This is a genomic window from Rhizobium indigoferae (genome assembly GCF_034554815.1).
GTDB lineage: Bacteria > Pseudomonadota > Alphaproteobacteria > Rhizobiales > Rhizobiaceae > Rhizobium > Rhizobium leguminosarum.
In genome coordinates this window covers 1,938,215-1,963,679 of sequence record NZ_CP140635.1, presented here as the reverse complement: position 1 = coordinate 1,963,679, position 25,465 = coordinate 1,938,215, and the positions used below count along the sequence as shown (strand labels likewise).

General features: G+C 60.3%; 14 protein-coding genes and 2 pseudogenes. 9 read left to right on the top strand and 7 right to left on the bottom strand.

Annotation, left to right across the window (positions count from 1 at the left end):
- Positions 1–7: 7 nt before the first annotated feature.
- A complete protein-coding gene (locus U5G49_RS10030) occupies positions 8–961 on the bottom strand; it encodes an alpha/beta fold hydrolase (protein ID WP_018242048.1) in 954 nt (317 codons plus the stop codon).
- 302 nt (positions 962–1,263) lie between these two features.
- Here U5G49_RS10030 and U5G49_RS10025 point away from each other — a divergent pair, with 302 nt between their 5' ends.
- From U5G49_RS10025 to U5G49_RS10005, 5 genes and pseudogenes are all read left to right on the top strand, one after another.
- On the top strand, positions 1,264–1,707 hold the full coding sequence (locus U5G49_RS10025; RefSeq protein ID WP_130759124.1) for a VOC family protein: 444 nt from the start codon (positions 1,264–1,266) through the stop codon (positions 1,705–1,707).
- Positions 1,708–1,791: 84 nt separating this feature from the next.
- Positions 1,792–3,102, top strand: coding sequence for an epoxide hydrolase family protein (locus tag U5G49_RS10020; RefSeq protein ID WP_130652408.1), 1,311 nt, complete (start codon positions 1,792–1,794; stop codon positions 3,100–3,102).
- Between the two features lie 139 nt (positions 3,103–3,241).
- On the top strand, positions 3,242–5,392 hold the full coding sequence (locus U5G49_RS10015) for a mechanosensitive ion channel domain-containing protein (RefSeq protein ID WP_193442259.1): 2,151 nt from the start codon (positions 3,242–3,244) through the stop codon (positions 5,390–5,392).
- Positions 5,393–5,832: 440 nt separating this feature from the next.
- Entirely contained in the window at positions 5,833–7,260 is a 1,428-nt protein-coding gene (locus tag U5G49_RS10010; protein ID WP_193442257.1) for an ISNCY family transposase, read from the top strand.
- A gap of 257 nt (positions 7,261–7,517) precedes the next feature.
- A pseudogene (locus U5G49_RS10005) lies at positions 7,518–7,757 on the top strand (helix-turn-helix domain-containing protein); the annotation flags it as partial.
- A 71-nt stretch (positions 7,758–7,828) separates the two neighbouring features.
- Here the strand turns inward: U5G49_RS10005 and U5G49_RS10000 are convergent.
- From U5G49_RS10000 to U5G49_RS09990, 3 genes are all read right to left on the bottom strand, one after another.
- Complete coding sequence (locus tag U5G49_RS10000; protein WP_112903105.1) at positions 7,829–8,854, bottom strand: ABC transporter permease; 1,026 nt, start codon at positions 8,852–8,854, stop codon at positions 7,829–7,831.
- 42 nt (positions 8,855–8,896) lie between these two features.
- A complete protein-coding gene (locus U5G49_RS09995) occupies positions 8,897–10,438 on the bottom strand; it encodes a sugar ABC transporter ATP-binding protein (RefSeq protein WP_028731902.1) in 1,542 nt (513 codons plus the stop codon).
- Between the two features lie 82 nt (positions 10,439–10,520).
- The gene (locus U5G49_RS09990; protein ID WP_018242042.1) at positions 10,521–11,483 is read right to left on the bottom strand and encodes a sugar-binding protein; all 963 of its coding nucleotides are present in this window, start codon (positions 11,481–11,483) and stop codon (positions 10,521–10,523) included.
- A 348-nt stretch (positions 11,484–11,831) separates the two neighbouring features.
- Here U5G49_RS09990 and U5G49_RS09985 point away from each other — a divergent pair, with 348 nt between their 5' ends.
- A complete protein-coding gene (locus U5G49_RS09985) occupies positions 11,832–12,920 on the top strand; it encodes a LacI family DNA-binding transcriptional regulator (protein ID WP_028731903.1) in 1,089 nt (362 codons plus the stop codon).
- A gap of 22 nt (positions 12,921–12,942) precedes the next feature.
- Here U5G49_RS09985 and U5G49_RS09980 read toward each other — a convergent pair whose 3' ends face one another.
- From U5G49_RS09980 to U5G49_RS09970, 3 genes are all read right to left on the bottom strand, one after another.
- The gene (locus tag U5G49_RS09980; protein WP_193442254.1) at positions 12,943–16,590 is read right to left on the bottom strand and encodes a hydantoinase B/oxoprolinase family protein; all 3,648 of its coding nucleotides are present in this window, start codon (positions 16,588–16,590) and stop codon (positions 12,943–12,945) included.
- A gap of 90 nt (positions 16,591–16,680) precedes the next feature.
- Positions 16,681–17,955: an MFS transporter gene (locus U5G49_RS09975; RefSeq protein WP_193442252.1), complete on the bottom strand. Its 1,275-nt coding sequence runs from the start codon at positions 17,953–17,955 to the stop codon at positions 16,681–16,683.
- A 149-nt stretch (positions 17,956–18,104) separates the two neighbouring features.
- Positions 18,105–18,914 carry a putative hydro-lyase gene (locus tag U5G49_RS09970; protein ID WP_018445326.1) on the bottom strand — a complete coding sequence of 270 codons (810 nt, stop codon included), beginning with the start codon at positions 18,912–18,914 and terminating at the stop codon, positions 18,105–18,107.
- Between the two features lie 107 nt (positions 18,915–19,021).
- Between U5G49_RS09970 and U5G49_RS09965 the strand changes: the two genes are divergently transcribed.
- The 3 genes and pseudogenes from U5G49_RS09965 to U5G49_RS09955 all read left to right on the top strand — a co-directional run bounded on the left by U5G49_RS09965 (position 19,022) and on the right by U5G49_RS09955 (position 25,409).
- Complete coding sequence (locus U5G49_RS09965) at positions 19,022–19,924, top strand: LysR family transcriptional regulator (RefSeq protein WP_193442250.1); 903 nt, start codon at positions 19,022–19,024, stop codon at positions 19,922–19,924.
- 291 nt (positions 19,925–20,215) lie between these two features.
- Positions 20,216–21,921, top strand: a pseudogene (ilvB, locus tag U5G49_RS09960) (biosynthetic-type acetolactate synthase large subunit).
- 245 nt (positions 21,922–22,166) lie between these two features.
- Positions 22,167–25,409: an adenylate/guanylate cyclase domain-containing protein gene (locus tag U5G49_RS09955; protein ID WP_130716411.1), complete on the top strand. Its 3,243-nt coding sequence runs from the start codon at positions 22,167–22,169 to the stop codon at positions 25,407–25,409.
- The last annotated feature ends 56 nt before the right edge of the window (positions 25,410–25,465 follow it).

The following is a 25,465-nucleotide window of genomic DNA, read 5'->3' as shown; positions in this document are numbered from 1 at the left end:
TCAAACATTATCTGAATGATGTGTTGATCTCTTCAACCGTTTGTTTCGAGTTCTGAAGATGCGGAAAGTGGCCGATACCTGAGAGGATATCGACTTTTGCACCGATTTTGCCGGCGAACTCGATGCCCATCTCCCTTGCGATGTAGATGTCCTTCTCGCCCCAGATCACCTTCACGGGCGTCTTCAGCCGGGTGAGGTTGGCCTCGAGATAATGCTGATCGCCGGTGAAATTCGCGTAGTAGTGGGCGAAGGCATCCGCTGAAGTCATCCCGTCAAGGCTCCACGAACGGGTCATGTCCCGCTGGACGTCAGCCGGCAGATCGAATTGTTCAGCGGGAGATAGGCCGCGCCTGTGCACGTTCTGGAGGATCTCGTCGCTCGTCTTGTTCATGTAGGCACGGGTCGGCGAGGCGGTCGGCTCGGCTTTAAGGTTCTGCAGGTTCTCCCACATGTAGTGCGGCCGGTCGAACGGCGCGAAGTCTCCGACGATGATCTGCCTGGCGATCGTCGGCTCGTCGAGAGCAAGCAGCAGGACGGGGAGGGCACCGATGTCAGTGGCGTAGATCACGAGCTTCGACCGATCGATGCCTGCCCGTTCGATATAGGCCTTCAACACCTGGGCGTACGCCATCGGCGCATAGGAAAACCGTTCCGAAGCCGGGCGCGACGACTGCCCGTAGCCCGGCCAATCGAAGGCATGGACGTCGTAGTCGTGAGCAAGGGTTGTCGCGATGTCGTTCCACACCGTCAGCGTTTCCGGAAACCCATGCAGCAAAAGCACCGTGCCTTTTGGCGCGGGGGCGCGGACAATCATCCTCCTCAGCGTGAGGACCTCATCGATCTCGATGAAGTCGACGGCGTCTTGCGCGGCCTCTCTGGACGCGGAAGTGAAGGCTCCAGCCGCCTGGGAAGAGAGAGTTGCTGCGGCCGATGCAGCATTTACGGTTTTGTCCTTAGACATAGGATGTCCTTTCTGAACGGCGGTCAGCCAAAGCCCAAAAGCCGGCTGTCGCCACAAATAATTGAGCACGGCGTCAGCCCGCGGTAGCCGGAGAAAGTGAGAGGAACCCTCTCGACGGCGGCACGCTGAAACCCGGCAGCCCAAGGCTGACATCTGAACGAGAGGGTGCCTCTCACTTTGGCGAGGTGCCGGCCGGCCATCGACCCGCCCAAATATCCACCAGCCGCCGATTTGAGACAGCTCGTTGGCGTTTGCGTGCGGAAGGCAGAGCGTCGGCCGCGACAATATAAGGAAGAACTGATATGAACGACATTTCCCAAAGCAGACAAGTTGCGGCCGCCCCCGACAAGGTCCGCAGCCTCCCGGGCCACGCCACTGTCGGCACGAATGATCTGGATGCCGCGTCGGTATTCTACGACAAGCTTCTGGCCGTGTTCGGGATCGGACGAGTCCTCGTCCAGCCCAACCGAGCCATCTACTACGGTCATCGCACGCTCGAATTCGGCATCATCAAGCCGTTCGATGGCCGCCCTGCCACCGTCGGCAACGGTGGAATGATTGCTTTCGAAGCTCCGTCCCGTTCAAAGGTCGACGAAGCCCATGCAACGGCATTGGCGGCGGGTGGCTCGGACGAAGGAGCGCCTGGCCCACGTGGCGAGAATGGCACGGGTCCTTACTGCGCATATTTTCGCGATCCGGAAGGCAACAAGTTTCTGATCTTTCGTTCCGGAGCTGACGAGACCTGACGTTTTCGGCATTGAAGCGGGGCAGGGCCATCGTTTCCCCTCCCGCCCCAGGAAGACCCTCGATGTCATGAAAGGACACGTGCCATGGCACTGCCGAACTCTTTGAAACACAGGGATATATCGCGACGCTCGCTGTTGTTGGGGGTTGCCGCGGCCGGCATATCCGCCGCTCTCCTCCCACGCACGTCCGCCGCTGCAGATGTCGTCGTCGCCGCATCCGGAGAGATCCGACCGTTCAAGGTTGAGGTCTCCGAGGCGGCGCTTACAGACCTCAGGCGGCGTCTCACCGAGACCCGCTGGCCCGACGGCGAAACCGTGATGGATCGTTCGCAGGGCGTCCAGCCGGACAGGCTGAAGGAACTGGTGCGTTACTGGCAGTCGTCCTATGACTGGCGGAAGGCAGAGAGCAGGCTGAACAGTTTTCCACAGTTTCTCACCAATATCGATGGACTGGACATTCATTTCATCCATGTCCGCTCCCGCCATGAAAACGCGCTGCCGCTGATCATGACCCACGGCTGGCCGGGTTCGGTCTTCGAACTGCTTGACGTCATCGGGCCGCTGACGGATCCGACGGCGCATGGCGGCAGGGCTGATGATGCCTTCCACCTGGTGATCCCGTCGATTCCAGGATTCGGTTTCTCCGGGAAACCACCAGCAACAGGTTGGAACCCCCAGCGGATAGCGGCTGCCTGGGACGTGCTGATGAAGCGGCTTGGCTATGACCGCTATGTCTCGCAAGGCGGCGACTGGGGCGCGATCATCAGCGACGCCCTGGGTCGCCAGGCGCCCGATGGGCTACTCGCGATCCACGTCAACAGGGTCGAGCGTGCGACGACTTTCCCAGCGGACGCAGCGCAGGCTCTTAAAAATGGAGGGCCGGCTCCCGATAGCCTGTCTCAGGATGAGAAGGTCGTCTTCGACGAGGCCCGGGACTTCCTCAACAACGGCTTCGGCTACGCAGCGATCATGAGCACACGGCCGGAGACGGTCGGCTACGGGATTGCGGATTCTCCAGTCGGCCTCGCCGCCTGGCTTTACGACAAGATCGCCGACTGGGTGTATACACGCGGCGATCCCGAACAGGTTCTTGGCAAGGATGCAATCCTTGACAACATCACACTGTATTGGCTGACGAACACCGGCCCTTCAAGTGGTCGGATCTATTGGGAAAACGTCATGTCGGGCGCCAAGCTCACGGCCGTCAAAGTACCGGTCGCCGTCACGGTGTTCCCCGGCGAGGTCTACAAGCCGCCAAGGCATTGGCTGTCGAAGGCTTATCCGAAGCTCATCTACTACAATCGCGCCTCCAAGGGCGGTCACTTTGCTGCCTGGGAGGAGCCGGAACTCTTCAGTCAGGAGATCAGGGAGGCCTTCAGAAGCTTGCGGTCTTAACGCCGCCTGGCCTTTGGTTCGCAGTCAGCGTCCCCGAGACCGGTTCGTCGATTGACGTTGGTCGTGCAACGCTTCACAAAGTCCGAAGTTTCGACCAATCCGGCAAAAGCGACGACACCATCGCGGGGACCACGGCCACATGCGCATCATCAACGACCGTCATCCCCTCCGCAGAGTGCGTGCATTCGTGGCGGTGGTATTTTCAACGCTTCTGCTGGCGAGCGCAAACCCCGCCTCGGCGGCTGAGCCGACCAATTCCTCGGCGCCGATCCGGGTTATTATCGAATTGCCGAATGATGATTCCGGACGAGCGCTGGTCGGCCGGATCGTTCCGGGCAATCAGGAACCGGCGCAGCCGGTGGCAGTCTCGCAAGAGGCGGCACCGACTTCGATTGCCACGTCACTACAGGATTTGCGCCAGAGGTTGCTGACACTCGTCGATGCCGTTCCGACCCTTCCCGGGCAGATCCAGTCGGCGATCCGGGTCTTCCAAACGGATGATCGTATCGAACCTGTCGGCCTGATCTTGGCGGTCATACTCTTCGTCGCAGGCGGGTTCGTTGCGCAGCGCCTTGCCTGGTGGTCAGGGCGAGGGCTGCTCCATTTTGTGCTGAACGCGCCTGCCGACACCGTTCGGCAACGGATCAAGCTCCACGCCGCCCGGCTTTCAATGGGTCTTCTCGCGTTGGTCGGTTACCTGATCGGAAGTCTCGGCGCGTTTATCCTCTTTCCATGGCCTGCCGTGTTTCGCGATATTGCGCTCATCCTGCTATCAGCCGCGCTCATGGTGCGCCTTGGCGTGCTTGTGGGCCGTATTGTCATCGCGCCAGGCGCCCGTCTGCCGCATATGCGGCTTCTGACGCTTGTCACCTCGCTTGCCTGGTTCTGGTACTACTGGCTCCTCGGAATCGTCGCAGTGCTGGCGGCTGGCTGGGCCACCATTGAAGTGATGGGGACGATCGGGGCTTCACCTATCTTGGCCGACCTCTTTACCGCAGCATGGCTTGGTGTCGTTTCAATCGCTTTTATCGTTATGATCTGGCTGCGGCACTTTCGTTCTGATGGGCCGCCTGTGAGCCGGCTGGTCTGTGTCGCCTTCAGCGCGAGCATCCTGCTATCGTGGCTGTTATGGGTATCCGGGCTCCGCGCTGCATTCTGGACGGTGATCATCATTACGCTTCTGCCGCTTACCGTTTCGGTGGCTCATGATATGATTCGTCGCATTATTCAATCCGGGGAGGGGCAGGCGGTCGAGGATCCGGCCATCGTCGGATGGTCCGTTGTCATCATGCAAACGCTGCGGAACGGTCTCATTGTGGTCGCCGCTCTCCTCATTGCCCGCGCGTGGAATGTCAATCTCAGTGACCTTGCCGCAGCCGAAACCGTGACCACGCGTTTGATCCGCGCCGGAATCCGCATCGTTATCGTGTTGCTGGTGACCGACGTTATCTGGAAGCTCGCAAGCACGTTGATCGACAGTCAGATGGCGGTGGCGTCGCGAAGCGTGCAGGAAGGGCATCAGGAAGGACCCGATGCACGCCGGCGTCAACGGTTGAATACCCTCCTGCCCATTCTTCGCAATGTACTGTTCCTGGCGATCGGAGCCGTCGGCTTCCTGATGATCCTGGATGCCGTCGGCATTCAGATCGGACCGCTGCTGGCAGGTGCTGGCGTCGTCGGCATAGCCGTCGGCTTCGGCGCCCAAACACTCGTCAAGGACATCATCTCCGGCGTCTTTTATCTGTTCGACGATGCCTTTCGCATCGGCGAATACATTCAGGCGGCGAAATATAAAGGGACGGTCGAAGGTTTCTCGCTGCGATCGATCCGCTTGCGCCACCATCGCGGTCCGGTCACCATCGTTCCCTTCGGCGAACTGGGCGCGGTGCAAAACCTCAGTCGCGACTGGGTCATCGACATCATTACGCTCACCCTGAACTATGACAGCGATCTTGAGGAGGTCCGCAAGACCATCAAGCGCATCGGCGTTGAGCTTCTGGAGGACGCTGAACTCGGGCCCAACATCATCGAGCCTTTGAAAATGCAGGGGATCGAGCAGATGGCGGACTACGGCGTGCAGATTCGGCTGAAGTTCATGACAAAACCCGGCGAACAGTTCGGCGTTCGCCGAAAGGCTCTCGCCATGCTCAAGAAGACATTCGCGGAAAAAGGCATCCAGTTTGCAACGCCGACTGTTCATGTTTCCGGCGGTCCCGCCGATGCCGCGGCTTCTGCTGCCGCAACGGAGCTGCAAAGACCATCGAAAGTCATCTCGACACTTGAGGAATAGCAACGGCGGGCGGACAGGCGCGCTTTTCGTCGAATCCCGTCAAAGCAACTCTCTGACCCGGACGTTGCGGCCAAGCGCGTCGTCCGAGACACGGGTTTCGAAAGAGTTTGTTGGCTGGGATCAGTTGTTCCATGAGGGTACTTTCGCCGGTGAACTCGTCGATGTGCTGGATCGTCAAGACGCAAATTCGAGCAGGCCGATTTTAAAAGAGTGGACCTGTGAGATGGATGACGAAGGTATGCCATTGTAATCAAATGGCATCTTTCTGTTCCATAATCTATCTTATGCGATACATGTGTGTAAGGGCTATTTAGTAATGCGACAGTTGGGCCAGTTAGAGATGCGACAGTCTCGCCTCTCGACGTTCTGGTCAATGCCAACGTTGGGAGCAAGGATGACGACCTTCAGCCTGGTCGAGACCATGAGCGGTCGGAGTCGTCATGTCCTTTATGATCACCATGTCGCAGAAAGAATTGCATCGCCTCGAAGTTATTCAGAAGATCCGTGATCAGCGCCTGAGCGTCGTCCAGGCCGCCGAGCTGCTTGGGCTCAGCCGAAGTCAGATGCACAGGCTGCTGCAGGCCTATGACCATTCCGGTGCGGCCGGCCTGGTTTCGAAGAAGCGATCGAGACCAAGCAATCGGCGCCACAGCGAGGAGTTTCGCAATGCGGCGCTGGATCTGATCCGCGAACGGTATCTGGATTTCGGTCCGACGCTGGCGCGCGAGAAGCTGATCGAACTGCATCATATTTCGGTCGCCAAGGAGACGCTGCGTCAATGGATGACCGAGGCCGGCATCTGGGTCTCGCGACGCGAGCGTAAGAAGCGGGTTTTCCAGCCGCGCGGCCGGCGCGACTGTTTCGGGGAACTCGTGCAGATCGATGGTTCGCATCACTGGTGGTTCGAGAGTCGCGGCCCCAAATGCGCTCTGCTTGTCTATATCGATGACGCCACCGGCAAGTTGCTGCATCTGCGGTTCGCTGGGTCAGAGAACACGTTCGACTATCTGCATGCGACAAAGGCTTATCTGCAGCAATGGGGCAAACCTCTGGCCTTCTACAGCGACAAGCATGGTGTCTTTCGTTCGACCCATGCGTCGGAGAAAGACCGCACGAGCGGCCTGACGCAGTTTGGCCGTGCGCTTTATGAGCTGAACATCGACATCATCTGCGCCAATACCCCGCAAGCAAAAGGCCGCGTAGAACGCGCCAACCAGACGCTGCAGGACCGGCTGGTCAAGGAATTGCGGCTTCGTGGCATCGATACGATCGAGGCGGCCAACGCTTATGCATCAGAATTCATTGCGGATTTCAATTCCCGTTTTGGCAAATCGCCACGCAATCCGAAGGATATGCATCGGCCACTGGCCGATCATGAGAACCTTGACGGCGCCATGTGCCGGAAGGAAGTCCGCACGCTGTCACAGGCCCTGACGCTGCGCTACGACAAGGTCTTGTTCATTCTCGATCCGACGGAGCGGGCCAAAGGGCTGGCGGGAAAGAAGGTCGTTGTCTGCGACTACCCGGACGGCCGCCTCGAGATCATGCACGAGAGCTTCACCCTCCCCTACAGAACCTTCGATACATTACGGTCGGTGCATCGGGCAGAGGTTGTCGAGAACAAGCGTCTCAACGACATGCTTTCCGTCGTCGCTGAGCTGCAGGCTGGGCGGGAACAGCAGCGCAGCAAGAGCGGTCCTCGCCGCACCGGCCAGACGGATCATATGTTCGGTATTCCCGATGGCAGCCAGGGCAATGGTTATCAGAAGCGCGGTCGCAAACCCGGCCGGCGGACGGATTTCATGAACGACCCGGAAGTCATTGCCAAAAGGCAAAAGGCGCTGGCGCGCATGGAGGCAGCGGAATGAATGGTGCGGACATAGTCTCAAAGCTAAAGCCGAAGGGGTCTCCCTCACCCGCCCCCGCTCCTCCCTCTCAACCCGGCCCAGCCGGTCGGATCGGCGGCTGACCGTCAGAGCCAGGACGACCTAAGTGTCGCATCTCTAACTGGCTGGCGCAGGCGCATCTCTAATCAGCTTTGACAATGTGTGTAGCCGGGTGGGTTCAAGTTTGAAGCGCGACTTGCGAAAGATGCCAATGGGTTATCGCTCGCAAGGAAAGCGCAATGAGACACACCTACTCCCATATCGACCTGGATGAACGCCGCAAGATCGCTCGCTGGCGGATGGCCGGCATCAGCTTCGAGATCATCGCTGAAAAACTTGGACGGCATCGCTCAACGATCTTTCGTGAGCTCAAGCGCAACATGTTCGTCGACAAGTTGATACCGGATCTCAACGGCTATTACTGCGTGACGGCCCATGACATGGCTTGTGAGCGTCGTGCCAAGTTGCGAAAGCTGGCTGAATGCTGCCCTCCTGAAACGGATTAATTCAACGGGGCAAGGTCACGATACTCATTGCCCCATCCACTGACCTAGTCCTGATTGGCAACCACCGGCAAACTGCTTTCGTTCGAAAGACGGCTATCGGTCTGCCGGGCGGCAGAGACAAGGCGGCGCTTTGCGCGGATCGCGTGCCATTGTTGGTCGATCAGAACGCCGATGAGGATCACGCCACCCATGACAGCGAAATTCAACGACGAAGGGATACCAAGTAGATTCACGAGATTCTGCAACTCTTGGAGCAGGACCGTCCCCAGCACGACGCCGACGATCGATCCCTCGCCGCCGCGGAGCGAAAAGCCGCCGAGTACGGCAGCGGCAATCGCGTAGAGTTCGTAGAACTGACCATGGCTCGCGGGCGAGATCGAGCGTGTGTACATGGCGAAATAAATTGCCGAAAGCGCCGTTAGCAGCCCGCAGATGACATAGGCCGACATGACCATGCGGCCGGTACGGATACCAGAATAGCGGGCCGCCTCCTCGTTCTTCCCGATTGCGTAAAGATAACGCCCGAAGACAGAGCGATGCAGCATGACCCACATGACCACGGCAATGATGACGAGTGCGATGAAAGTGTTGGGAACGCCGTAAAACCGCCCAGCGGTGAGGAATTCGAGGTCCGGGAAATTCTGGCCGAAAGCAAAGCCTGCCGTTCCGTCGGCCGTATAGAAGCGCGCTGCCCCACGATAAATCAGGAGGCCGCAGAGGGTGACGACGAAGGGCTGCAGGTTGAGCCGGGTGATCAGCCAGCCGTGGACGGCGCCTATGACCGCGCCAAGCACGAGAATGAGCGGCAGCGCCAGCATCCAGGACATATCCTGGACCGCGATGAAATCGACGAACAGCACGCCGAGAAGCGCGACGAGCGAGCCCACGGAAAGCTCGATACCGCCGGTAATGATGACAAAGGCTTGGCCAATCGACAGGATGCCGAACAGGCCGATCAGGTTGGCGGTGTTGGCCAGGTTGATCGGTAGCAGGAAGCGCGGATTGATGATGGCGACGACGATGCCGACGACGACGATCAAAAGCAGCAGTCCGAGATCTTTTTTGATCATTCGAGATCCATCCCCGATACTTATTTATATTGGCCGCAGCCGCTATTTTACCCGTTTGCCGACAGCAAGCAAAAGGACGCTTTCCTGGCTGATTTCGTCCTCTTCCAATATGCCGGCGATCTGGCCCTCGTGCATGACGGCGATGCGGTCAGAAACGCCGATCACCTCTTCCATGTCGCTGGAGATCATCAGGATCGCCACTCCGGCATCGGCAAGCGCTCGCATCAGGCCGTAGATCTCGTTCTTCGCGCCGATATCGATGCCGCGCGTCGGCTCGTCGAAGATCATCACCCTCGGGCTCATCGACAACCATTTGGCAAGCACTACCTTCTGCTGGTTGCCACCGGATAGAGTGCCGGTTCGCGTCGAAACGGAGGGCGCCTTGATACCCAGGCGAACGCGCTGCTTTTCGGCAGCCGCCCTCTCCTGCTCAGCAGAAAGCATGAAACGGCTGGAGAGCTTGGGGAGATCGGCAAGGGTTATGTTCTGGGCGATCGGGAAATCAAGAAGAATGCCGTTGCGCTTGCGATCCTCGGGCACCAGGAAAATGCCCCGAGCGACGGCGTCCCGGGCAGACCCGATCGCAATTTGCCGCCCGTCCTGAAGAATGGCTCCGCCGTAGCTCCGGTCGATGCCGAAGAGTACTTTTGCAAGCTCGGTGCGGCCCGACCCAACGAGCCCTGCAAGCCCCATGATTTCTCCATACCGGATTTCCAGATCAACGGGACGCCCGGGATAGGCCTCGGTGCGCACGCCGCTTGCCTTCAGCGCAACTGAGCCGGGCGAGCGCTGCGGTTTTGCGGTCCGGGCCGCAAGCACCCGGCCGATCATCAGCTTGACCATCTGGTCGTGGCCGATGTCTTTCTTGGCGAGCGTGCCGACGAGCGTGCCGTCGCGCAGGACTACGACGCGGTCTGCGACGCGCTCAACCTCGTGGAGGCGATGCGAGATGAAAATGACACTGATGCCATCGGCTTTCAGCGATTTGATAATGCTCAGGAGCCGCTCGGTTTCGGCCAGCGGCAGGCTGGACGTGGGTTCATCGAAGATGACGAGCCTGGCGTTGATCGACAGCGCCTTGGCGATTTCCACCATCTGCTGCTCGGCAAGGGAAAGCGCTGCCACGGGTGTGTCGGCGGAAAAATGAGCCCCTACCCGCTTCAAGAGCGGCTTCACCATGTCTCGCAGCCGATCGCGATCGACGAGCTTGAAAGGTCCCGCTCTCAGCGGTTCGCGGCCCAGGAAGATATTGGCGGCAACGTCGAGATTCTCAAAGAGATTGAGTTCCTGGTGCACGAAGGCGATGCCGGATCCGATGCTCGATTCCACAGTGAGGAAACGAAGCTCCGTGCCGTCGAGCAGGATCGTGCCTCGGTCGGGTGCGATCACGCCGCCGAGAATCTTCATCAGCGTCGATTTTCCAGCCCCGTTCTCGCCGACGAGGCCGATGACCTCTCCCGGCATGATGTCGATCGACAGGCCCTCAAGCGCAACGACGCCCGGATAGGTCTTGCCAACGCCGGAAAGCGACAGGAATGGCGTTGCAAGCGCGTCCGGTGACGGGATGTCGGAGCTGTGGTTCATCGCCTGTCCATGGCTGCCAATGGCTGTGTCGGCATGAGACGTCTTTCGCGGCAGCGGCAAGTGCCACCGCCGCGAAGGAGGATTATTTTCCAGACATAGCCTTCAGGCTGGCGGCATACTTGTCGACGTCATCCTTGCCGATGATCACCGTCGGGATGATGATCAAGCCGTTGCTGGGAACGCCTGATTTGTCGCCCTTGAGGTAGGCCGCCATCAGCTTCATGCCCTGATAGGCCCATTCGAACGGCTGCTGCACGACGGTCGCTGCGATCGTGCCTTCCTTGACGCCGCCGAGCGTGATCGGATCGTCATCGAAGCCGACGACGGTGATCTGGCCGAGTTTGCCGGCGTCGCGCAGCGCCTCATAGATGCGCGGCGTATTGTAGGAGTAGAAGCCGACCATGCAGGTGACGTCGGGGCTGGCCACCAGCGCGTCCTCGACGTTCTTCTTTGCGCGCGTCTGGTCGATATCGTCGCCGCGTACATCTGTCAGCTCGATCTTCGTGCCCTTCAAGCCGTCCTTCATGCCCTGGATGCGTTCTTTGGCATTGTCGGCGCCGAGCAGGCCGACGAAGCCGATGCACTTGCCGCCGTCCGGCATCGCCTTCTTGGCGATTTCGGCCGCTTGCAAGCCGGCGTCGATATTGGACGAGCCGATATAGGCAACGCGGTTGGTCTGCGGCGCGTCACTATCGGTCGTGAAGAGAGCAGTCTGCGAGCCGATCTTGTTCAAGCCATCCGTCTGGGTCTTGGGATCGACCGCGGAGACCATGACCCCCTTCACGCCGGCACTGACCAAGTCTTCCATAAGTCGTTGCTGAACGGCGACAGATGCCTGCTCAGGGTACTTCAGCTCCATCTGGTAGTCAGGCATCTCGCCCTGCGCCTTCTTCACGCCCGCTTCTGCGGCTTTCCAGAAGTCGGATGCGCCGTTGACGACGAATGCAAGTGTCGGTTTGTCGGCAGCATGCGATACGGCAATCGGCGCCGCGCTCAGCATCAACCCGGCGAAGAACAAGGCTGCATTGCGTTTCAGCTGTTTCATAATACACCTCCCGAGGGGCCGCGGTTGCACGGGCCCGTTTCCGATTTACGGCCGGCCGGATGCGCGCCCCCTCCTAGGGCCGTCGCAAAGCGACGAGTGGCATAGGTTCCGATCGCCCCCTGACGGTATACAAGAAATTTAATTAGTAAATAGTATTATCAATGCAGATCAAAACATTTCATCGCGCAGGGGCTAGATGGCAATTTTGTACTGGCAATGGCCAATAACTGTTAGTGTTGCTGCAATTCATGCAATTGCCAGCGCTTTCAGATAGATGCTAATATTAATTAGCCGAAACGACGATCAATCCACCCTACCCTATTATCCCGAGAGAGACAGTTTCCACGAATGCGAAAACCCAAGACCCAAAATAAGCCTGCGCGCGTGACGATGATGGACATCGCCGCGGCGGCTGGCTGCTCGCAGGCGGCCGTCTCCTTCGTCCTCAACGACACGCCCGGCACCCGTATCTCCCAGCAGACGCGCGATCGCGTATGGGAGGCGGCGCGCGCACTCGGCTACATGGAGAAGACCTATGCAACGAAGGCCTCTTATTCGGGACTAGACAACGTCATCGGCTTCGCCGTCGATCAGCTCGCCACCAGCCCGGAAGCGATCGTGGCGATCGAAGGCGCGCGACAAGCCTCCTGGAACGCCGGCAATGTCCTTTTGGTAACCCAGACGCTCAGTGATCCCGTCATGGAGCCGAAGGCAATCGAGGCGTTGACGAGCGGAGGCATATCGGCGCTCATTTATATGACGATCTATACCCGCCAGGTGGAGCTTCCTTCCTATGTCTGCAAGCTTAACATCCCGACGGTCCTGCTGAACTGTTATACGGCCGACCATGCCTTTCCCGCCGTGGTGCCGAGCGAGATCGCGGGAGGGCAGAGCTCCACCCGGCATCTGATCATGCACGGACACCATCGTATCGCGACGATCACCGGCGAAATCTGGATGCAGGCGGCACAAGACCGGCTGACGGGATATCGCCGCGCGCTGGCGACCGCCGATATACCCTTCGATCCGGAGTTGGTTATCGAGGGCGACTGGTCGGCCGGTGCTGGCTATGCCGCCACGATGAAACTGCTTGCTCTGAAAGAGCCGCCCACCGCGATCTTCTGCCAGAACGACCGCACTGCCATCGGGTGCTACGAAGCGCTCAAGGATGCAGGGCTTCGCATTCCCCAGGACATGTCGGTGGTGGGTTATGACGACGAAGAAATTTCACGACATCTCGTCCCTCCGCTGACGACCTCGGTCCTTCCACATCTTGCCATGGGGCAATGGGCGATCGAACATCTCAACCCGGAAAGTGTGCCCGGCAAGCGTTATCCCATTGCGAAGCTCGAATGCTCGCTCGTTAAGCGTCATTCGGTCGCCGCGCCGCGGGCCGAGGCACGGCAGATCCTCGATGGCGCCCATACCTCGCCATAGAACTTGGGTTCGCGCCGGCCACTCATCCGGTGGCAGGAGCCCCATAGCCGCCGCCGGTCGGGGTGACGATGGTAATCGCCTCGCCTTCATCAAGCCGCGTCTGCGCACAGCCTGGCAGCACCTCGATTTTCTGGTCGAGCCGGCGCACGAGGTTTCTGCCGGTTTCGCCCGCTTCGCCGCCGGCGAGGCCGAACGGCCTGACGGTGCGGTGCCCGGAGAGGATCGCGCAATCCATCGAGCGCCGGAAACGGATCGTGCGGCTGGTGCCGTCGCCGCCGTTCCAGTGTCCTTTGCCCCCTGAACCTTCGCGTATGTGAAAATCCTCGAGCACGACGGGAAAGCGCAGTTCGAGGATTTCCGGATCCGTCAGGCGCGAATTCGTCATATGGGACTGAACGCCGGCAACGCCTGAAAACCCCTCGCCTGCCGGAGCGCCCGAACATAGCGTTTCGTAATATTGGTGCGTCTCATTTCCGAAGGTCAGATTGTTCATCGTCCCTTGCGACGACGACAGCTTGCCGAGCGCCCCAAAGAGACAATTGGTGACGGCCTGGCTCACCTCGACGTTTCCGGCCACGACCGCTGCCGGACGGCGGGGTGCAAGCATCGACCCTTCCGGGACGATGATTTTGATCGGCCGCAGGCAGCCGGCATTCATCGGGATATGGTCTTCCACCAGGACACGGAAGACATAGAGGACCGCCGCGCGGGTGATCGGTTCCGGGGCATTGAAATTGTCCGGCTGCTGTTGCGATGTGCCGGTAAAGTCGACCGTCGCTTCGCATTTCGTGCGGTCGATGCTGATGCGGACTTTAATCTCGCATCCCTGATCCATCGGATAGGTGAATTCGGCATCGCCAAGGCGAGCGATCAAGCGGCGGACACTTTCTGCCGCATTGTCCTGCACATGGGCCATATAGGCTTCGACGACGTCGAGGCCGAACTGATCGACCATCTTTCCGAGTTCGTCGGCGCCCTTCCGGTTGGCGGCGATCTGCGCCTTGATATCCCCGATGTTCTGGCCGAGATTGCGCACCGGGTGGAGTGCTCCCGTCAGCAGTTCGGCAAGTTCAGCCTCCCGAAAACGGCCCCGGTCCAGGAGCTTGAAATTGTCGATATAGACGCCCTCTTCATCGATGGTGCGGGCGTTCGGCGTCATCGATCCCGGCGCGATGCCGCCAATGTCGGCATGATGGCCGCGGGATGCCACCCAAAACAAGATTTCATTGCCCTCGGCGTCGAAAATCGGGGTGCAGACCGTTATGTCAGGCAAATGTGTGCCACCGTTATAGGGTGCGTTGATGGCGAAGACATCGCCGGCATGGATGACCGGATTGCCGGTGATGATCGCCTCCACCGAGCGATCCATCGATCCCAGATGCACCGGGACATGCGGGGCATTGGCGACGAGCGCGCCATGACGATCGAAGATCGCGCAGGAGAAATCGAGCCGCTCCTTGATGTTGACGGACGATGCCGTGTTTTGCAGCGTGAAGCCCATCTGCTCGGCGATCGACATGAAGAGGTTGTTGAATATTTCGAGCATGACCGGATCAGCCGCCGTGCCGAGCGCCAGTGACCGCGATCTGGCGATTTTCCGTTCGAGGACAATATGATCCTTGGCTGTCAGCGTGCCTGTCCAGCCGTCTTCGATCACGATGGTCTGGTTAGGCTCGATCAGCAGGGCAGGACCTTCGACGACATTTCCGGAGGAAAGTTGCTCGCGGCGATAGACCGGCGCCGCGTGCCACCGCCCCTCAGAAAAGAAGCGCGTGCGGGTGGCGGGATCGAGACGGACATTGCTGGTGACTGCGTTTGCCTCCGGTGCCACGCTCCGGCCTCCCCCGACCGCCTCGATGGCGAGCGTCTCGACGATCATCGGTTTGTCATGATCGACAAAACCGAAGCGGGACTTGTGCGCGACTTCGAAGCTCTGTTTCAGCGCATCGACGTCAAAATGGCTTGGCGCGACGCCGGCTTCTGTCGCGGTGATCCGGGCAGCGGTGGTTTCCAATGCGGTGTCGGCACCGGCATAACGGATATGCAGCCGCAGATGAACAGTGATCTCGGAGGCATCGATGCCCTGTTCGCGGACCTCGCGGAACGCCTCTTCTGACAAGGGCTGCGCTGCCGTGACGATTGCCGGGATGCTCTCGGTATGAAGAGGCAGATCGAGCGAGGCCTGGCGCATGGCGTGGATGTCAGCAAGCCCCATGCCATAAGCGGACAGCAGGCCTGAGAATGGATGGACGAGGACTTTCGTCATCCCGAGTGCATCCGCCACCAGGCACGCATGCTGGCCGCTCGCCCCGCCGAAGGCGTTCAAGGCATAGGTGCTGACATCGTATCCCCGTGCGATCGAGATCTTCTTCACGGCTTCCGCCATATTGGCGACGGCAATCTTCAGGAAGCCGTCGGCCACCTCCTCGCCGCTGCGCCCATCGCCGATCTCCTCGGCGAGTGCGTCGAAGGCGGTCTTGACCGCAGCATAGTCGAGAGGCTGATCCTGGCTTTCACCGAAGATCGCCGGAAACATGTCGGGTATCAGCTTGCCGACCATGATATTAGCATCGGTGACGGCAAGTGGCCCATCCCTGCGGTAACCCTTGGGGCCTGGATGGGCGCCGGCAGATTCCGGGCCGACGCGGAAACGCGCGCCGTCATAGCGCAGGAGCGATCCGCCGCCGGCTGCGACCGTGTGGATCTGCATCATCGGTGCGCGCATGCGAACGCCGGCGACCTGGGTTTCGAATGTCCGTTCATATTCTCCGTCGAAATGGGCAACATCCGTGGAGGTGCCGCCCATGTCGAAGCCGATCACTTTTGCAAAACCGGCTTCCGCGCCGGTCTGCGCAAGGGCGACCACACCGCCCGCAGGTCCGGATAAAATGGCGTCCTTGCCCTGGAACAGGCTGGCGGCAGTCAATCCGCCCGACGAGGTCATGAAGGTCAACCGGGCCCCGGTCCGTTCGATATCGAGTTCTTCCGTTACCTGCGCCACATAGCGGCGCAGGATCGGCGAAAGATAGGCATCGACGACCGTCGTGTCGCCGCGACCGACGAACTTCACCAGCGGCGAAACTTCGTGGCTGACGGAAACCTGCGGAAAGCCCATCTGGCGGGCGATGGCAGCGATCGCCTGCTCATGGCTTGGATAGCGGTAAGCATGCATCAGCACGATGGCAATGGATTTGAAGCCACGTGCGGCGATCTTTTCGACGGCCTTGCGGACCTCCGCTTCGTTCAATTCCTTCTCGACTTCGCCATCGGCCAGAACGCGCTCGTCGATCTCGGCGACGATACCGTAGAGCAGTTCCGGTTTGACGACGTGCTTGGCGAAAATATCGGGCCGGGCCTGGCAGCCGATCTCCAACGCGTCGCGGAAGCCGCGCGTTGTGATGAGGGCAGTTGGCTCGCCCTTGCGCTCCAGGAGGGCATTGGTCGCAACGGTGGTTCCCATGCGCACCTCGCCGATGGCGCCGGCCGGTATCGGTTCACTCGCATCAAGGCCCATCAACGCCCTTATGCCGGCGACGGCCGCATCCCGGTAGGCGCTTGGATTTTCGGACAGCATTTTGCGGGCATGCAGGAGGCCTTCGGTGTCGCGTCCGATGACATCGGTGAACGTGCCGCCGCGATCGATCCAGAAATCCCAGTGTGATTCACTCATGACTTGACCATCCGCGCGGAAAGCACGGTCCTTGTTTCATCGATTTGGGAAAGAGGCGGATTGCAGCGCCTGCCGCAATCCGGCAAGGCGTCAGTCGGCTGCCAGTTCCTTGCCCTTGGTCTCGGGCAGGATGAAAGCGGCGACGATGACCAGCAGGTAGGCGACGACGGCGAATATGGCGATTGCCTTGCCGAGCGGCATGGTAGCCGTCGCGATGCCCACCAGCGTCGGGTTGAGGGCGGCGACGCCGCGGCCGAAATTATAGGTGAAGCCCTGCCCTGCCGCACGCGTGCGGGTCGGGAAATTCTCGGTCAGAAAGGCGCCCATTCCCGCGAAGATGCCGGAAGCGAAGAAGCCCAGGGGGAAGCCGAGAAATAGCATCAGCGTGTTGTTGATCGGCAGGTAGGTATAGATCACGACAGTGACGATCGCACCGATCGCAAACAGCATGAACTTCTTGCGGCGGCCGATGATGTCGGACAAATAGGCGCCGGTGACATAGCCGAAGAACGAGCCGATGATGATGACGGCGAGGTAGCCGCCGCTACCGATGATGCTCAAGTGCCTTTCCGTTTTGAGGAAGCTCGGCAGCCAGGTGGCGATTGCATAATAGCCGCCTTGCGCACCGGTGGTCATTAACGACAGCAGCATGGTCCGGCCGAGCATCGAGGGTGCGAAGATTTCGGTGATGCGCACGACCTCGCCGGAGGCTTTCAGCTTCTTCTGCGAGGCGGTGTAGACCTCGGGCTCCTGAATGAACCGCCGCACGATAATGGCGAGAATGGCCGGTGCCAGCCCAGCCCAGAAGAGCCCGCGCCAGGCCTCTTCCTGCGGCATCAGGCTGAACAGGACGGTGGACAGCAAAACGGCCGCACCCCAGCCGACAGACCAGGCACTCTGCACCATGCCGACCGCTTTCCCACGGTGCTTGGCTGTGATCACCTCGGCCATCAGTACCGCGCCGGCCGACCATTCGCCACCAAAACCAAGCCCCATCAGCGCACGGCATACGAGAAGCTGTTCGAAATTTTGGGCAAAGCCGCTGAGGAAGGTGAATACGGCGAACCAGATCACCGTGATCTGCAAGGTGCGTACCCGTCCGAAGCGGTCGGCGAGAATGCCGGCAAACCAGCCGCCGAGTGCGGAAGCAAGAAGCGTCACCGTGGCGATGATCCCGACATCGGTGTTGGAAATTGCAAGCGTGGCAATGATCGCCGGTATTGCGAGGCTGTAGATCTGGACATCGAACGCATCCAGCGCGTATCCGGAAAAGCACGCCCAGAATGTGCGTTTCCCCGGCTGCGTCAGTTCACCATACCAGCTTCGCGGCTCGGCACGCGTTGAGACGGCGTAATTGTCTGTCATGTCATTCCCCTTTTCGTTGTTGAGTTTGCCATGGCCCCGCGATTTTCCCAGTTCTTATTGGCGGGGCGTGATTGTCCAATCCTGTTCTAAATTAGATAGTTGGAGCATGGTGTTATCCGAAAACCGCTCATGTTTTTCGGCATCGCGCCCTAGAAAGCGATGAGGGCCGCGTTCGGCTTGTCCGTGACCAACATGCAGCCGGGCGCATGCGTGATTGCGAATTTCGGGCGGGCGGCCTCAATGACGGCTTGCGGCGTCACCCCACATGCCCAGAAGACCGGCATTTCGTCGGGCATGATGCGGGTCGGATCGCCGTAGTCCGGTTGGTCGAGGTTCTCGATGCCGATGGACGCGGGCAAGCCGATGTGAATGGGTGCGCCATGCACTGCGGGCATTCTCGAGGTGATCTGAACCGCCCGGATGGCGTCGGCTGGGGCGAGCGGCCGCATGGAGACGACCATCGGGCCGGAAAACGGTCCCGCCGGGACACATTCGATATTCGTCCGGTACATGGCGACATTGTGCCCTTCGGCGACGTGGCGAAGCCCTATGCCATTTGCGATCAGCGCCTCTTCGAACGAGAACGAACAGCCGATAGCGAAAACCACGAGGTCGTCGCTCCAGAGATCGCTGATGTCGGTCGGCTCGGCGGCCAGTTCGCCACCTTCCCAGACGCGGTATCTCGGCACATCCGTCCGGATGTCGAGATCGACGCCCAGGTCCGGAATGCGCGGCGAGCCTTTTTCGGATATGCCGACAAGCGGACATGCCTTCGGGTTGCGCACGCAAAAGCGCAGGAAATCATCCGCCAGCGCGCTCGGCAGTATGGCGAGATTGGCTTGGACGTAGCCGGGGGCGGTGCCGCTTGTTTCCTTCGTCCAGCTGCCATTCCTGGAGGCGGCCCGCATGGCGAGTGGATTGGAGAAAGCCTGCTCCTGACGGGTCGATACTATGTTCATGGAGACACCTCGTTTTCTTCGGATACAAGCATCGGCAAAAACGTGATAATTTCAAATTGTCATTTTTCATGAATATCGATAAATTCCATTTATCGGAGGAGTTGTGCATGGTGGATTTCAAGGCGCTGGAAACGGTGTTGTGGATTGCGCAGCTTGAGAGCTTCCGAGCCGCCGCCGAAAAGCTGAACACGACCCAGCCGGCCATTTCCGTTCGTGTAGCGCAGTTGGAGGAGGAACTCGGGACCCAGCTATTCGATCGGTCTAGCCGGACTTTGTCGGTCACGCCCGCCGGACGACAGGTGCTGACCTATGCCGACCGGCTGCTTCGGCTCCGGGCCGAAATGCTCCACGCAGTCGCCGACCGAACTCATCTCAGCGGTACATTCAAGCTGGGTGTGGCAGAGACGATCGTCCACACGTGGCTTCCGAACTTCCTCGAACAGGTGAGCAACACCTACCCCAAGCTTGCGCTGGAGATCGAGGTCGATATTTCGACCAATCTGCGCGAGCGGTTGATCCAGCAGAAAATCGATCTGGCGTTTCTGGTTGGGCCATTGAGCGCTCCTGCCGTCATTCAACGCCAATTGTGCCGGTTTCCGGTGAGTTTTGTCGCCAGTCCGAAGGTCAAGGCCGATCTCAAGGACGGTTCGCTAGAGGAAATCGCGCGTTGGCCCATCCTCACCTTCGCGCGCAACACCCAGCCCTTTGTGCAGGTAACCGAACTGTTTTCTGATCCCGCCCTGCCGATGCCCAGAATCTACGCGAGTTCGTCGGTCGCCACGCTGATCCGCATGGCATTGGACAGTTTGGGCATTGCTGTTATTCCGCCCGCCATCGTCGCGCTCGAACTCGCGGCCGGAAGACTGGTGGCCCTCGATATCTCCCCCAAACTGCCTGATCTTCAATTCGTCGCCGGCTGGCTCGGAACGCCTGACCGGCGCACGTTGGAGGAAGTGGTCGAAATCGCTTCGCGGGCGATAGAACGAGCAGAGTTTGCCTTTGGTCGATAGATTGCGAGCGGTTCGCCCCCTGCCCTTGCGTCGCCACTGACCGAACCACTGATCTCAAAAATTCTCAACCACAGATAAAATCTGCGCAGAGACGTCGTTGACGACGTGTAGACTTGGAGCTAGCTCTATCGGCCATGAAAATCGCAATGGTTCTCGTAGTGGTGATATCGCGCATGGGCAGGACGGTCTGATCGTCCGGCAATAGCCACCCATGCGCCGAAAACAGGTCCCTGACGGGGCCTTTTTTATGCCCCGTCGCACCTATCACTTCACTCACGACGGAACCCAGATATGACCGGCGAGAAAGCCAACTTTTCCCCCAATACCCCTTCAGATCGTCTCCTGAACGGCGGCGAGATCGTTCTGCAGGCGCTGCGCGACAACGGTGTCGAACACATTTTCGGTTACCCCGGCGCCGCGGTGCTGCCGATCTATGACGAAATCTTCCAACAGGAGGACATCAAACATTTCCTGGTGCGCCATGAGCAAGGCGCCGGACACGCAGCCGAAGGCTATGCCCGCTCGACGGGAAAGGTCGGCGTCATGCTGGTGACATCGGGACCAGGGGTCACAAATTCGGTTACGGCGCTGCAGGATGCGCTTATGGATTCCATTCCGATCGTCTGCCTCTCCGGTCAGGTGCCGACAAGCCTGATCGGCACGGACGCCTTTCAGGAATGCGATACGGTCGGCATCACCCGTCCCTGCACAAAGCACAATTTCCTGGTCCAACACATCGACGATCTGGCCAAAACGATCCATCTGGCGTTCCGGATTGCGGCGGCCGGTCGACCCGGCCCTGTTCTCGTCGACATGCCGAAGGACGTGCTCTTCGCCAGCGGGACCTACGTCTCACCTGACAAGGTATCTCCCCTGCCCAGCTACCAGCCCGCAATGCAAGGCGATCAGAACGCGATCCGGGCGGCTGTCGCATTGATGGCCGAAGCGCGACGACCTATCATCTATGCCGGCGGCGGCGTCATCAACTCGGGGCCGGAGGCGTCACGATTGTTGCGTGAGCTCGTCGACCTCACCGGCTTTCCCATAACGTCCACCATCTTGGGGCTTGGAGCCTATCCCGCCACCGGGCCGAACTGGCTGCGCGTCGCCGGACAGGGCGGCTCGCATGAAGCCAATATGGCAATCGCGATTGCGACCTGATGATCGCCATCGGCGCGCGCTTTGACGACCTTGCGACCTCGCGCATCCATGAGTTTTCGCCTCACTCGAAGAAAATCCACATCGATATCGATGCCTCGTCGATCAACAAACGCGTTCCCGTCGATATCGGCATTCAAGGCGACGCCGCGCACGTGCTGGCGGATATGCTCCATGCCTGGCGGTCACTTTCCTCTGTCCCCGACCAGAAGCGGCTGCGGGCGTGGTGGACACAGATCGACCATTGGCGAGCCCGCCATTCGTTTTCCTACGAGCGGCTGGACCATACAATCATGCAGCAACACGCCCTGGAGCGTCTGCATGCGCTGACAAAGCCACACGACCCCATCATCGCCACGGAGATCGGTCAGCAGATGTGGGTGGCGCAGTTCTTCGGGTTCGACAAACCCAATCGCTGGATTACCTCAGGGGGATTGGGGACCATGGGCTTCGGTCTTCCTGCCGCCCTGGGGGCGCAGCTCGCAAATCCCGGCCGCCTTGTCATCGACATTGCGGGCGACGCGTCGGTGCAAACGACGATGAAAGAGCTGTCGACGGCGATACAGCATCAAGCGCCGATCAAGATCTTCATCTTGAGCGACGAGCATCCGGGCATGGCGCGAGAATGGGGTCAAGTGCCGGATGGCAATGGTCGATCGCGCGCTTATTCGGCCTCGCTGCCCGATTTCACCAAGCTCGCCGAAGCCTATGGCGCCATCGGCCTTCGTTGCGAGAGCCCTCGCGAACTCGATGCCAGGATCGAGGAGATGATCAACGTGGACCGGCCGGTGCTCTTTGACTGCCGGGTTGCAAGGCTCGCCGACGCCCATCCGCAGTGACGGCGGATGATCGACACCCCAAAAGCAAGCCGTGCGATCCAGCAGCCGCCGCACGGTAAGTCCATTCGTTCGTGAACGCTCATGACGCCAAGATCGCCGTTCTCGAGCTGCCGAAGCTGTCCCCAGATCCGCCGCTTGTTTAGTGCTTGCGGGCCTGGGGCAGCAGGTTCATGCTTGTCCCCTGTCTGAGGCCTGCTGGTTGCGGCTGAAATAGCCGTACATCGGGGTTTCGTGAGATGCGTCCGATGGAGTGCAGCGGCTGCGGGTTCGATATTCAGAGCGGTTTTGCTTTCTGTCCGCGATGCGGCGCAAAGCAACCACTCTCCTGTGCTGCCTGCGGCCATCCTTGTCAGCCCGATTTTGCCTTCTGCCCCCGATGTGGTGCGTCGATACCAGGCACAGCGCAGCCCGCATCGAAGCCGAAGATCGAGGCGGTCCTGTCGAAATCGGAGGGTGACGCCGACCGGCGGCCGGTGACCGTGCTCTTTGCCGATCTCTGCGGCTTCACGACGCTGAGCGAGCAGATCGACCCTGAAGTCATGCGGGTGCTGCAGAACGAATTGTTCGAAGAGATGACCCAGGCAGTCGAAGCCTATGGCGGCTTCGTCGACAAATTCGTCGGCGATGCGCTGCTGGCGCTGTTCGGCGCGCCGGTCGCTCATGAGGATGATCCCGTCCGGGCGCTCGGTGCCGCACTTGATATGATCGGTCGGGCGACGCAGGTCGGCGAGCGCTGGCATGCACGCGCCGGTGTGCCGCTGCGTCTGCATATCGGCATCAATAGCGGCCCTGTCGTCACCGGTGGCTTCGGTGCGGTCAGTACAAAATCCTATTCCGTGACCGGCGACACGGTGAACACCGCCCAACGCCTGCAGTCCATGGCCGGCGAAAACGATATCCTCGTCGGGCCGCTGACCTATCGCCTCACCCGCCACGCCTTTGCCTTCGAGAGTCTCGGCGCGCAGGCGTTGCGCGGCAAAAGCGGAAACGTCCTTGTCCATCGGCTGACCGGGCTGTCGGAAGCGCCGCATACGGCGCGCGGGCTCGAGAGTCTCGGCCTTCAGGCACCGATGATCGGACGGGATACGGAAATGTCGCGGTTGCTGACATGCCTCGACCTTGCCTGCGGCGGCGCGGCGCAGCTTGTCCGGCTGATCGGCGAAGCGGGCATCGGCAAGTCGCGGCTGGTCAACGAATTCGTCGCAGTTGCCGGCAGTGCTGCCCGTTTCCAGGGCCTCGCCATCCGCAAAGCGACCTGCTCTCCGCTCGGCGAACAATCCTATGGCACGCTCGGCGCGGTCGTGCGCAGCGCCTACGGCATCGGCGAGCGGGATGATCTCGACAGGGCGCGGCAATTGCTGGCAACGGGGTTCCGCGCGCTCGATCTAACCCAGGATGAGGTCGAGGGACTTTTGCCGCTATTTCTACATGTCCTCGGCCTCGGCGATCCCGATGGCGCGTTGCGGTACATCGAGCCGGAGCAGTTGCGGCGGCAGATCTTCTATGCCGTCCGCACCGTCTTCGAGCGGCGGCTGGCGCAAGGTCCCCTGCTGCTTGTCATCGAGGATCTGCACTGGGCGGACGCCACCTCCCTGGAAGTGCTTCGCTTCATGATGGACCGGCTGGAGCGCAGCCGGTTAATGCTACTTGCGGTCTACCGGCCGACATCGCAGACCGACCCACTGGACTCCAATCGTGTCAGCGTCACCGTGCAGCGTCTTGCCCCACTCTTTGCGGCCGACGGGCAGAAGCTGCTTGCCGCTTTTTTTGGCGTGGATCATGGCAAGTTGCCGGTCACGATGCGCAAGCGCATCCTCGACCGCGCCGGCGGCAATCCGCTTTTCATCGAAGAAATCCTTCGGGCGTTGATCGACATGGGCACGTTGCACAATGACGGCCAGCGCTGGCATGTCGCAGCGGAAGACACGGATGTCGATATCCCGGTGAACCTGCAAGCCCTGTTGCTTGCCCGCGTCGATCGTCTGCCACAGGAGATCAGACGGCTGGCGCAAGAGGCGGCAGTGGTCGGCCCGAAGTTCGATACCGCCCTGCTCCGCACCGTCGCCACAGAGCCAGCCGCCATCGATGCTGCATTGGATCATCTCTGCGATGCCAATATCATCGAAGAATTGCGCGGGCCCGATGCCGGGCAATCGCCCGGCTATCGCTTCAGCCAGACGCTGATGCACGACGTCATCTATCACAATCTCCTGCTGCAACGGCGCATGGAGCTTCATCGACGGATCGGCCAGGTTCTGGAACGTCAATATGGCGCAGCACCCGACCGGCCCGAGCACCTGGCGCAGCTCGGCCATCACTTCAGCCTGACCACAGAAAGGGCCAAGGGGGCCACCTATCTGATGGCGGCGGGCGATCTGGCGCGCAAAACCTACGCCAATGACGATGCGATGCGCCTCTATCGTCAGGCCCTTGCCGCGCTGGCAAACGAGGCGGAGGTTACACCAGAGCAACTCGCGCTGCTGGAGCGTCTTGCCGATCTCTGCGGTCCCGCCGGTCTCCGCGACGCTGCCTTGAACCACTATCAGCGAGCGCTTGCGATCCACCGCAACAACAACCCTATCGCCGCAGCGCGGATATTGCGCAAGGTCGGCCGTTTGCATCTCGATGCAGGACGCCGCGATCAAGCGGAGACACATTTGGCCGAAGCCGAAGCGATAATCGCAACAATCGATGCGCCGGTCGAACGTGCACATGTCCTGCAGGAGCGCGGCCATCTGGCCTTCCGCATGGGGGATCAGGCCGCTGCCGCCGAGTGGGCGACGCTGGCACTGCAATCCCTGCAAACGCTGCCGATCGACGGGACGACCGAGGCCGGACGGGAGACGGCGCGAGCGATGGCGGAGGCGCTGAACACCAAGGGTGCGGCCTTTGCGCGGCTCGGACGTCGCCGCGAGGCCGTGCAGGAAGTGGAGCGCAGCCTCTCGGTCGCCGAAAAGGCCGATCTGCAAAGTGCTGCCTGTCGTGCCTATTCCAATCTCGGCGTTCTCTACACGATTGTTGATCCGGCCAACGCCATCAAGATCTGCCGGCGCGGACTGGAGCTTGCGACCCGTATCGGCGATCTCGGCTTCCAGGCGCGGCTTCTCGCCAACCTCGCAGTTGCCTGTTGCACCTTCACCGATCGCTGCGCTGCCGAGGGTGTACCGGCTGCGGAAAAGGCCGTCGAAATCGACCGGGCACTCGATCAGCGCGACCATCTCTCCGTACCGCTGATCGTGCTGGGCCAAATTCATCAGTGCCACGGGCAGCCGAAGCTAGCTCGTAAGTATTACGAGGAAGCCCTTGAGGTTGCGAAGGAAATTGATGAACCGCAACTGCTCTTTCCGTGCTATGATGGCTTGGCGACACTCAGCCTTGAGCATGACGACATGGACGAGGCGGAACGGTATTTCACCCTGGCACAGGATGTGTGCATCCGCCACAACCTCGATCCTGGCACGCTCGTCGTCCTGCCGTTTCTCGACTGACTTGCCCTCGTTTCAGTGATCGCCGGAGATCGATTAGGCAAATCGATTCAACAATA

What these genes read in the sequence shown, in the direction of transcription:
- U5G49_RS09965 (WP_193442250.1), top strand. Translation starts at nt 19,022, where the DNA reads ATGGTGGATTTCAAGGCGCTGGAAACGGTGTTGTGGATTGCGCAGCTT.
- U5G49_RS10015 (WP_193442259.1), top strand. Translation starts at nt 3,242, where the DNA reads ATGCGCATCATCAACGACCGTCATCCCCTCCGCAGAGTGCGTGCATTC.
- U5G49_RS10025 (WP_130759124.1), top strand. Translation starts at nt 1,264, where the DNA reads ATGAACGACATTTCCCAAAGCAGACAAGTTGCGGCCGCCCCCGACAAG.
- U5G49_RS09970 (WP_018445326.1), bottom strand. Translation starts at nt 18,914, where the DNA reads ATGAACATAGTATCGACCCGTCAGGAGCAGGCTTTCTCCAATCCACTC.
- U5G49_RS09990 (WP_018242042.1), bottom strand. Translation starts at nt 11,483, where the DNA reads ATGAAACAGCTGAAACGCAATGCAGCCTTGTTCTTCGCCGGGTTGATG.
- U5G49_RS09975 (WP_193442252.1), bottom strand. Translation starts at nt 17,955, where the DNA reads ATGACAGACAATTACGCCGTCTCAACGCGTGCCGAGCCGCGAAGCTGG.
- U5G49_RS10030 (WP_018242048.1), bottom strand. Translation starts at nt 961, where the DNA reads ATGTCTAAGGACAAAACCGTAAATGCTGCATCGGCCGCAGCAACTCTC.
- U5G49_RS09980 (WP_193442254.1), bottom strand. Translation starts at nt 16,590, where the DNA reads ATGAGTGAATCACACTGGGATTTCTGGATCGATCGCGGCGGCACGTTC.
- U5G49_RS10010 (WP_193442257.1), top strand. Translation starts at nt 5,833, where the DNA reads ATGTCCTTTATGATCACCATGTCGCAGAAAGAATTGCATCGCCTCGAA.
- U5G49_RS10020 (WP_130652408.1), top strand. Translation starts at nt 1,792, where the DNA reads ATGGCACTGCCGAACTCTTTGAAACACAGGGATATATCGCGACGCTCG.
- U5G49_RS09985 (WP_028731903.1), top strand. Translation starts at nt 11,832, where the DNA reads ATGCGAAAACCCAAGACCCAAAATAAGCCTGCGCGCGTGACGATGATG.
- U5G49_RS09955 (WP_130716411.1), top strand. Translation starts at nt 22,167, where the DNA reads ATGGAGTGCAGCGGCTGCGGGTTCGATATTCAGAGCGGTTTTGCTTTC.
- U5G49_RS10000 (WP_112903105.1), bottom strand. Translation starts at nt 8,854, where the DNA reads ATGATCAAAAAAGATCTCGGACTGCTGCTTTTGATCGTCGTCGTCGGC.
- U5G49_RS09995 (WP_028731902.1), bottom strand. Translation starts at nt 10,438, where the DNA reads ATGAACCACAGCTCCGACATCCCGTCACCGGACGCGCTTGCAACGCCA.